This window comes from Lysinibacillus parviboronicapiens (assembly GCF_003049575.1).
Taxonomy (GTDB): domain Bacteria; phylum Bacillota; class Bacilli; order Bacillales_A; family Planococcaceae; genus Lysinibacillus; species Lysinibacillus parviboronicapiens.
Genome location: NZ_PYWI01000104.1, coordinates 1 through 401, shown reverse-complemented (window position 1 = coordinate 401; position 401 = coordinate 1). Strand labels below are relative to the sequence as shown.

Annotated in this window: 1 pseudogene; it reads left to right on the top strand. The window is 38.7% G+C overall.

The features are described 5' to 3' along the window. A pseudogene (locus C9J35_RS23295) lies at positions 1-401 on the top strand (NADP-dependent oxidoreductase); the annotation flags it as partial.

Here is a 401-nt window from a genome sequence, read left to right as displayed (position 1 = left end):
CCCTCAAGACGATGTATTTAGATTTGAAACAATAGAAACTCGAGAACCATATGCAGGTGAGGTTCAAGTAGAATCCATTTATGTATCTGTAGATCCTTACATGAGAGGCAGAATGAATGATACAAAAAGTTATGTTCAACCTTTCCAAGTGAATGAACCATTACAAGGTCATATTGTTGGAAAAGTCACACAATCGAAAGATGAACGTCTATCTGTGGGTGATTATGTCACAGGCATATTACCATGGAAAAAGATAAATACAGTGAATGGAGACGATGTGACCCCTGTTCCATCAAAAGATGTACCATTACATTTATATTTGAGTGTTTTAGGCATGCCGGGAATGACGGCCTATACAGGATTGCTTCAAATTGGTCAACCAAAATCTGGCGAGACGGTTG